General features: G+C 40.3%; 11 protein-coding genes and 1 pseudogene. 6 read left to right on the top strand and 6 right to left on the bottom strand.

Annotated features, from left to right (window positions below; translation table 11 throughout):
• Positions 1-133: 133 nt before the first annotated feature.
• Positions 134-1,360, top strand: a complete 1,227-nt coding sequence (locus tag VE944_RS24710) for a Hint domain-containing protein (protein ID WP_324983320.1) — start codon at positions 134-136, stop codon at positions 1,358-1,360.
• A gap of 291 nt (positions 1,361-1,651) precedes the next feature.
• Here the strand turns inward: VE944_RS24710 and VE944_RS24715 are convergent, their stop codons facing one another.
• The 4 genes from VE944_RS24715 to VE944_RS24730 form a co-directional block, all read right to left on the bottom strand.
• A complete protein-coding gene (locus VE944_RS24715; protein WP_324983323.1) occupies positions 1,652-2,947 on the bottom strand; it encodes an aminoglycoside phosphotransferase family protein in 1,296 nt (431 codons plus the stop codon).
• 7 nt (positions 2,948-2,954) lie between these two features.
• Positions 2,955-3,833: a hypothetical protein gene (locus VE944_RS24720; RefSeq protein WP_324983326.1), complete on the bottom strand. Its 879-nt coding sequence runs from the start codon at positions 3,831-3,833 to the stop codon at positions 2,955-2,957.
• Between the two features lie 184 nt (positions 3,834-4,017).
• Positions 4,018-4,344 (bottom strand): helix-turn-helix domain-containing protein, encoded by a 327-nt coding sequence (locus tag VE944_RS24725; RefSeq protein WP_324983329.1) that lies wholly within the window; start codon positions 4,342-4,344, stop codon positions 4,018-4,020.
• Between the two features lie 420 nt (positions 4,345-4,764).
• Positions 4,765-4,926 carry a hypothetical protein gene (locus tag VE944_RS24730; protein WP_324983330.1) on the bottom strand — a complete coding sequence of 54 codons (162 nt, stop codon included), beginning with the start codon at positions 4,924-4,926 and terminating at the stop codon, positions 4,765-4,767.
• Between the two features lie 176 nt (positions 4,927-5,102).
• Between VE944_RS24730 and VE944_RS24735 the strand changes: the two genes are divergently transcribed.
• Entirely contained in the window at positions 5,103-6,317 is a 1,215-nt protein-coding gene (locus VE944_RS24735) for an RNA-guided endonuclease InsQ/TnpB family protein (RefSeq protein ID WP_324983331.1), read from the top strand.
• A gap of 11 nt (positions 6,318-6,328) precedes the next feature.
• Here the strand turns inward: VE944_RS24735 and VE944_RS24740 are convergent, their stop codons facing one another.
• Complete coding sequence (locus tag VE944_RS24740; RefSeq protein ID WP_324983334.1) at positions 6,329-6,598, bottom strand: hypothetical protein; 270 nt, start codon at positions 6,596-6,598, stop codon at positions 6,329-6,331.
• A gap of 71 nt (positions 6,599-6,669) precedes the next feature.
• Between VE944_RS24740 and VE944_RS24745 the strand changes: the two genes are divergently transcribed.
• The 4 genes from VE944_RS24745 to VE944_RS24760 all read left to right on the top strand — a co-directional run bounded on the left by VE944_RS24745 (position 6,670) and on the right by VE944_RS24760 (position 8,717).
• Complete coding sequence (locus VE944_RS24745; protein WP_324983336.1) at positions 6,670-7,236, top strand: hypothetical protein; 567 nt, start codon at positions 6,670-6,672, stop codon at positions 7,234-7,236.
• Between the two features lie 326 nt (positions 7,237-7,562).
• Positions 7,563-7,982 carry a hypothetical protein gene (locus VE944_RS24750; RefSeq protein ID WP_324983339.1) on the top strand — a complete coding sequence of 140 codons (420 nt, stop codon included), beginning with the start codon at positions 7,563-7,565 and terminating at the stop codon, positions 7,980-7,982.
• 95 nt (positions 7,983-8,077) lie between these two features.
• The gene (locus tag VE944_RS24755; protein ID WP_324983340.1) at positions 8,078-8,293 is read left to right on the top strand and encodes a hypothetical protein; all 216 of its coding nucleotides are present in this window, start codon (positions 8,078-8,080) and stop codon (positions 8,291-8,293) included.
• A 226-nt stretch (positions 8,294-8,519) separates the two neighbouring features.
• The gene (locus VE944_RS24760; protein ID WP_324983342.1) at positions 8,520-8,717 is read left to right on the top strand and encodes a hypothetical protein; all 198 of its coding nucleotides are present in this window, start codon (positions 8,520-8,522) and stop codon (positions 8,715-8,717) included.
• Between the two features lie 3 nt (positions 8,718-8,720).
• On the opposite strand, the pseudogene VE944_RS24765 reads toward VE944_RS24760, so the two are convergent.
• Positions 8,721-9,039, bottom strand: a pseudogene (locus tag VE944_RS24765) (hypothetical protein); the annotation flags it as partial.

The raw sequence follows: 9,039 nt of genomic DNA on the forward strand, positions 1-9,039 counted from the left end.
AATAATTCTTAATGAAAACAAATAGAAATACAAGGTAACGGGCGTGGATATATTTATGTACTCCTTAAAATTTGATTTACTTATCCTAAATGGCTGAGATAAATTTACCTGTTTTTATTTTTAGAAAGATAATATGAAAAACATAAGCCGCCTTATTAAAACTATCTCAAGTTTTTTAATAATAATCTTAATTGCTTTTTGGATCGCTGAACCTGTTGATGCTCGTGGAGGTTGCTTTGCACAGGGAACTCTGGTTTTGACATCTCAGGGACATAAACCTATCGAAAAATTGAATAAAGCTGACAGTATTATTACTTATAACTTCACAACTCACCAACTTGAAATAGGAAAAATAGAAGAAATTAAAATCTTAACATCACATGAATATTTATTAATTAATAACAAAATTGAAGTAACAGAAACTCATCCTTTCTATATAAAGACTGATACAGGAGTTAAGTTAAAGCAAGCGCAAAAACTTGAAATTGGCGACCAGCTTATTGGGGAAGGGGATTCCAGGGTTTTCATTTTCAATATTGATTATATTAAGGAAAATATCACAGTTTATAATCTTATATCTGTGAATCCCAATCATAATTTTTATGCTAATGGCATTTTAGTACATAACAAAGGTGGTGGAGGTACTGGAGGCACTGGAGGTAGCTATTATCGAGGAGGTAATGGAAATAGCTCATTCACTCCAATCAACTCAAAGACACTTCCGAAGTATATACTGATACTATTGGTCTTATTTGCTGGGTTGCTACCTGTTATTTTTTGTCGTGAAATTTATAATCTTACCCATCTCTTTAACAAAGAATTTACCAATGACTCTGACTTAATTAAGTTTGCAACAAATATTAATTTAAAATTTACTAATCGTTATTCTCTCAAATATTCTAAAGATAAGGAACAGTGGAACCAAATTTCAATCCAATTCGAGATGGGTGAGCAAGAATATCAACAAATAATTAGTAAAAATCACTTAATTGAAAAAATCACTTCTTTATTTATCCTGTATCAAATGGACTGGACTCTGAAGGACTTCGACCAGATGCTTGATTATATTTCTGAACCATTTTATTACCTGCAATACTATGTATTTCAACGTGATTTTGGTACTTCATTTGATATTATTTATCAACCTGAAGTTATTGAAGCTGCACCCATTAGTTATAAACAGGAAGATAATCAGCATATTTTTCGGGTTCAAGTTAATGGTAAAATGACCAACTTTGTCATTTCTTCTGAAGGGTATGTGCTTAGTGGTGAGCCTTTTCCTCGCTTATTTTCTGAGTATTGGGATATCAGTGTAAACTCATCAGGCAAATGGTACTTAGTAAATATAACTTCCCTGTAAGAGTGACGAGCGCATTTGTTACTCCTCCTGCTTCACCAGCACCCCTTCCACTGGAACTAATCCCCACTGCGGTTTTGTGCAATTATTACGCTATTTATTCTAATTAACCAACTCTCTATCCACAATCTCAACCCTCCGCTGCGGAAACTTCACCAGTAACTTTTTGATCACAATCGGCAAAGCCGGATCATCGTTCCAACACTAACATTTGACAGTAGTTGAACTAAAACTCAAAGAAGTGTCTGATGAACTTTACTCTGGCAAGTTCAGCCAAGTTTAAGCCTATACTCATTATTTTTCAACCAGTTCAATTGTGCATTTTAAAAGCTCTCGCAGGAAATGGGGCAAAGCATTACTCAACTCTTGTTTTGCCCTTGGTTCTAAACAAGCGACAATATGCTGATATGAAACTGCATGATGTAAAGCACATAAAGGTTTGGTTAATGTCCAAGCCTCTAGTAAACGTGACATTGGTTCATAAGCTGTCCATTGGGCTAAATATTCTTTTTGTAAATCCTTCAAGGTTGATAAAAAAGGTTTATATTGACGCGGAAAAAATAACTCAAACATATCAAAAAAAGGATGAGAAATACAGCTATCAGTCCAATCAAAAAGGAGGTAGCTATCTTTATAAAAAGCAACATTACCTAAATGTAAATCACCGTGAACTAATGTCTGCGGTATTTGATAGCTAGCTAGTTGAGAGCATAGGTTTTCCAGATAGGGAGTAAAGGTTTGTAGCTGTTTGATTTCGTCTGCTTGCAATTGAGATAGAGCAATTTCATCATTAAACAAAACATCGATTTGAGTTGCTAGCCAATTTAAACGTCGGTCTAAACATCCTACACTCAGTAAATTATCTATATGCTGAACTGATTTCATTTGTATTTGAGCGAGTAAACGATAAATATCTTTTTGCACTTTTATGGGTGTATTCCTATCAATAGGTTCTCCAAAATCAGCTAACAACATCCAGCGACGCTGAGTATCGACGCTAAGGACATTAGGGATATGTGCGGGAAATAAATTCGCTAATTCTGCTGTCACTACTGGTTCGTTACAAAAAAGAGGTAATTTAGAAGATTCCTTCAAATAAATATTTCCTACGCTTGTATTAACCCTTAATACACAAGAAATACCGCAACTTCTTATACATTCTACGGGGGAAAGTCGTTGATAGTTTAATTTGAATAATTGTTCGTCAATCCATTGAACTGCTGATTGAAGCCAACCAACTCTTGCCCAAGGTGGACGCAGTTCCGGAATATCACTACTCTCAATTTCTGTTAAATATGTTTCGATAACTGATTTATGCTCGGGAAATTTTAAGGATTGATTTCTCAAAATTTCCAAATCAATCCAATCACCTTCTTTAAATTTCGCAACAGAAGCATCCCGCTCTAGTACATATATATAACAATTTTGACACTTCGATTTATTGTAATCCTGGCTGGCATAATATAAAATGTTGACCGAAAATCCAAGTTCTGGCTCTATTTCTGACTTAATAGTTATAAAATTCGCATAATCTATACTTTTATTTACACAAACATGAGGTAGAAAATAACTACCCCGTTCGGACAGCATTAAAATCTTAGCTTCGGTGGGATGAGGTAGAATTACTCTGCTCCTTCTGCTGCTTGTACAGGTTTTGCAGAGATTGAATTTGCTCTTGTACCTGGGCTTCGGCTCTGGTAGCTGCTTCTGTTTGCAAGCCAATCCTCAGTTCTTGCTCTAGGCGCTCTAACTCTTGTTTATGGCGTTCTTCGATAGCAGCGATCGCCTCAGAATATTCTGCGGGATATGATCTTTCTCTGGGAAGTGGGACACTGGGGGCATCTAAATCAGCATTGTTGATCAACAACCTCTCGCCATCAGCAAAAGTGACAATTTGCTGCCAGCGATTCGGTGCCTCTGCTGAGATGGTTCCCTCTTCTCCATACCTTGGGTGTGACTGTTGTGAAACCGTGACTTTAGTAGATTCAGGAACCACTGGTTCTTCAATTTTGAGAACCATTGGTTCCTGAATAGACTGCTTTTTGCGCGGAAGTTGAGGAACCACAATATTTGCAGCAGCCGCAAAGTCTGATTCACCTGGGGACGGATTTTCTTCAAGTGCGATCGCTACAGCTTGTTTTAGTTTCTCTGGTTCTTTAACCAAGCGTAGTAACGGACGAGCCTGACGCTCGTTTTTGATGTGTCCGCCTAATTCGCCAACTGCGTCTATGACCTTTTTGGCTCCTAGCAGTTGGTTGATTCGTCGGTATCCACCCCAGGCGTATAATTCACGCTGGCAGTATTCTTCAAAGTTTTTATAGCCAGCTTGCAGGAAAAGCTGCTGTTCTCTCATCTGGAGGATTTCATCTACCGCTTGCCACTCGAATCGGTCGATGGCGGTGAAGGTTTCCTGGATGCTGGTGTTGACAACACTGTAATCGAGTGCTGTTGTTTGTTCTCTGTCTAGTGTCAGCATATCTCTTGCTCACTATGGTAGATGCTTGAAATTTGAGGTGTTGCAGCTTAACCAAAGTGAACCGAGGAGATACTGAAGGGTATTTGCACAAAAATGTGTCAGCATTGTAATAAGCTCACTTTGTGATCAACGGATTGAGCAGGCGATCGCATTGCTTTGGTCGGCGGGCGGTCGCTTTTAGCTTTTACGCTGCTTTTAGAAGATCAACTTCTGCACTTTCGCCCAGAATTTTCCTTTTATTCGCTAAAATGTCTGTTTCTGCTTGAGAATTGAGCGTGACACCTTTTTCTATTCTTAGTCTTTTGGGTGGCTCACCTTCCTCAAGCAAGTCTCCAGGCTTACAATTAAGGGCTTCGCAGAATCTTGCTGCTGCATCTAATGTGAGTGATTTAACCTTATTTTGTTCAATTTTTTGGATGAACTGAGGACTATAACCAGTCTTTCTAGCTAGGTCATTCTGAGAAAGACCCGCAGCCTCTCTCAATTTTTTTAATGCAATAAACACAATCATCCTCTCCAAATAATACTCCTATTATAGTGGTACTACTATTGGATGTAAACGTATAGGACTTACATCTATTGGTATTAGAGTTGCTTATGTGCAACCAATAGTAGTATTACAAATCTCTATCTAAAAGTAACTACTACCCTATTGACTACTACCAATAGGTGTACTAATATTGTGTACATGAGGGTAAGAAAAACGAACCGTCTGCACCCGAACGCAATCAAGGGTTCGCAAGCCAAATTACCAAACATTCACTCATTCAACTAACCACAAAACCAATTGCCACCGGGACTAGCAGCCGGAAGCCAAACTTGTAATGCTCAAGCCAACGAAGATGATCTCGATGACCTACCAAGTCTTAAAAAACTGGTTATTTGCTAATCACCCTGTCTAGAAATCTTTTTTGCAGCAAAGCTGAATTCATTAGAGTGCCTTGTTCCTAACACAGCACTCTGCCAGAAAACAAAGGCGACCGCCCACCATGAAAAAATTTGCGATCGCAATCTCATGCCCTAACTGTGCCTTAACTATCAACGAGAACTTCACCAACGAGCCATTTACTGAACTGTAGGTGATTTCAGTCACAGGGGGACTCAAAGAGCAGTTCAAGGGGCCAGCTTCTATGCTGCGATCGCTGGTTTACACGGTTTTTCCAGAATCCTCCACAATCAATTCAAAAGCGGATTAATGCCATAGATCCGCAAATTGTTAAGTATTTAGTTGGTTAGTCAAAAATTAAAAAGAACTAGGAGATAGTTCAAGTGTTTAATCTGACCTACGAATTTAAACTTAAGCCCACACAAAGCCAAATAGCATTATTTGCAAACTGGTTAGAACAATGTCGCCGTGTTTATAATTATGGTTTGGCAGAGCGTAAAGATTGGATTAAATCTCGTTCTTGTCAGATTAATGCTTGTTCACTACGCTCTGAGTACATCATTCCTGTTGACACACCACGACCAAACTACTTCAATCAATGCAAAGGATTAACCCAAGTTAGAGCAAAATACCCAGAATTAAAGGCAGTTGCAGTACACGTTTTACAACAAACTTTAAAACGACTTGAACAAGCCTTTGTTGCAATGTGGGAAAGGAAACACGGATTTCCCAGATTCAAAAAACCTGGGAGAATGCGTAGTTTTTTGTTTCCACAATTAGGGGTTAATCCAATACAAAAAGGAAAGATAAAACTGCCGAAGATTGGGTGGGTTAAATTCCATCAATCACGAGAAATACCTGATAGCGCTATCGTAAAACAAGCTCATATTGTTAAACGTGCCTCTGGTTGGTATGTGTTGCTCATCTTGCAATGGAATGTATCTGTACCACAATTAATTCCGCACGGTGAAGCAATAGGGATTGATGTAGGCTTAACAAGTTTTATCGCAACTTCTAACGGTCTAACTGTCAAACGTCCAAAGTTTTTTGTAGATGCCGAACGTAAGCTGAAATTGCTACAAAAGCACGTTTGCAAAAAACGTATTGGCTCAAATAATTGGCATAAAGCTGTTAAGAAAGTAGCAAAATTTCATGAGTACATTGCTCGTTGCCGCAAAGATTGGCACTTTAAACTGGCCTACCAAATCTCCAATGATGTCGGGATGGTGTTTGTTGAAGATTTAAATTTAGTTGGTTTATCCCGTGGAATCTTGGGCAAACACTGTTTAGATGCTGGTTTTGGGCAATTCTTCAACATACTACAGCAGACTTGTTTTAAACGTGGTGTCTATTTTCAGAAAGTAGACAGCCGTAAAACCAGCCAGATTTGTCCTAGTTGCGGAGTTGAGACAGGCAAAAAAGAGCTTTCTGTTCGTACTCATGTTTGTTCAAATTGCGGCTATATAACTGATAGAGATGTTGCAGCCGCACAAGTAGTTCTCCAAAGAGGGCTTGCAGCCGTAGGGCATACGGTCAAGATGTTTGCTGAGGGTAAATTCACTGGAATCCCTGTGAAGCAAGAATCCTCGTATGTTTAGGTCGAGGAGTGTCAATGCTTGATGAGTAACCGAGGCACTGGCACAACCAGAGAAGGCGAGGGGTACACAGCATGGAAATGGATTTGCACTGAATAAGAAATTATCAGCAGGACGACGGACGGCAATTGAAGCGTTTGAAGCCAAGCCATACACGTCGCCTGATACGCTGTATCTCCTGTTTTGGTATTACTCAAATGCCACTGGCTTTGAGCCACAAATATATGGCTACGCCAAATTTCTTTGAGAGCGTTGTGCTGAACCACAACGTTCTTTGCAGACATAACAAAGGCAATCGCCCCTCCGACCAAGAAGTAAGCGATCGCCTTTTACCCTTTTATCAAGGAACTCTATTATGCATTATACAACACATACACAGCAAGCAATTCCTAGTTCTTCTCGTGATGAGCAAGCCCTAGCCCAAGTAGAACTGAACCACCTTCTCGAATCCCAAGCCGAAGCTGTAGCCCCAACCCAAGACCCTCTTACCAGCAGAGATCGCCGCATCATTGGCGAGATTATCGAAGTCGAACCCGAATCAATTCGCACCATCTGGATCGAAGGTGGAATCACCGTATGGGTGCAGTTTGTGGATGGGGGACGACTACCCTTCGATAGAAACTGGTTCGCTACAAGAGTTGCAGAAGTAAAAGCAACCCTGCCAGAAACACCCCTAGAGCGCAACGAGCGATTGAGCGATGAACTGGAAAAAGCTTGCACTGCTTTTGGTCTGTACCACGGTGAGATAGATTGGCTCTCGTTCAGCGCCAAACTCTACAAAGGCGGGCGTTTTGTTGGCTTCATCGAGTGCAATCAAGAAAGCTGGTACGCAAGACCGAGACAGTACGGGGTTAATCGGGTTGCTGACACTGCAAAAGATGTGATTGCGTTGCTGGGAGTCCGAACAGCAGTCGCGGCGTAAGTGGCTGTTGCGAGAAAGGCGATTGCATACCAAGCAACTGCAATCGCCACCTATATGCAATTACAAATAATCATTGCACATAGCACAGCAAGTAACATTACACTTTCAGATTCGGGTTTCTATGACTGCGAAGAGAATTTTGTGCTACCTCCAGCAGATGCAAGTACAGAGGTGTAAGAAATTCCTCATTCTGAAAGTGAGAAAAGGCGTAGGCGTAGCCCGCCGTAGGCATCGCAGTCCTAGAGTTATGCGTAGACGCTTTGCGGCTTGTCGTTAGACATCGCCGCTCAAACGAAATTTAGACAATCCAAATCATCACACAGAATATGATTAGCCCATTTTCTCTTCAAGAAGACCAGTTGGATAATCCTTTACAAAAAATTCTCCTCCCTCCAACTGACCCCAACGCAGAGGTAGAAGAAATTCCTCCCTACAAGCTGGTTTATGTGAATGGAGCTTGCCCCAGAGTTTATCGCGTGTACAAGGCTGATTCCATGATTGGGGTGATATTTCAACACATCACCCACTGGTCAAATGCTGTAGATCAGATTCGATACGCCGAATCAGTAGATGCAACAGTTGGGCTGGATGACTTCATGACGATGACTGGCTACTTTACAGCTACTACAGAACAACCACCTACGGAAGAAGAGTTATTAGATAAAGAATTCGATTCGCTGACAAGTGACGAATGGGAACGCCTAAAAAGGTACGTTCCACAAGCGAAAGATTTAGTTGCAGCGTAAGAAAATGGGTGGGCATTTGACCCACCTGTAACCAAAGAACAAAGCTAAATTATCAGTTTATCGAAATAGAACAAAACAACTCATCGGAAAAACCAATGTCACCGATAGAAATACTGAAGCAATTCAACTCGTGCTACGTAAATATTCAGGCGATTGCCCAAAACGAAAATTGGCTCTTGTTGATTGCTGAAAAGAAGATTGACCCAGAAGCAGTAACACACCTGGGCGATACATTGCATTACTTGGGTGAGGCAATGGGTTGTGTAGAAGAAATTGTTGAAGTCAAGTTTAATCAGGATGCAGAAGTATGAAACCAACAATATCAATTCTACACGGTTGGAAATACCCCCGCTTCACTTTAGGATAACATACCATTCGCTTTGCTCAAATTCACGCATTATTAATTCAAAATTCAAAATGTATGAAAATGAAATTAATTTTGCATTTTGAATTTTGTATTTTGAATTGTTCTGTCATAAATAGCTAAGTCGAACACTATCCAGTATCAACGCAATTTTTAGCAACAACAACGCAATTATGGAAACCATCAAAATCAACAACAGCGTCTTTCTCATTCCACCCACCCAACCTAAACTGCAAGCCAATTACGCTAAAGAGTACGGGCAAATCCTTCTTGATTGTCCTCCAAAACTGACAATCCTAGAGGCACGAGCTGGAAGATATCTCATGCAAGGGCAGAATCAAACAACAATGCCACAAGGTGAAAAGCGGTAAACACTACTTTTGCTGATGTGGCTTTGTCAAGAACCTTGCTAACCAAGCTAAAGGTATGGCAAAAATAGCGGTACTTAGGGAGCGAACTATTTCATATAACTGTGCAAATTGTAACTCAATAACTCGACTCGTTACCCAGTTTAGAAGAGTAGAGTAAACCACAAACCAAGCAATGATTCCTAAAGGAGTGACAATTGCCAAAACTTTAGCTGTTTTCCCTGCCTTGCGGTAATGTCGCCAACGCAAAGCCAGCCAACAACCGATTACTTCTCCAATCCACCAGCCGGCAAAAGAACCAATAAAAGGTGGCAGTAGCCCTTCG

The sequence above is a fragment of the Nostoc sp. genome (assembly GCF_035638895.1).
In the GTDB taxonomy this organism is placed as follows: domain Bacteria; phylum Cyanobacteriota; class Cyanobacteriia; order Cyanobacteriales; family Nostocaceae; genus Nostoc.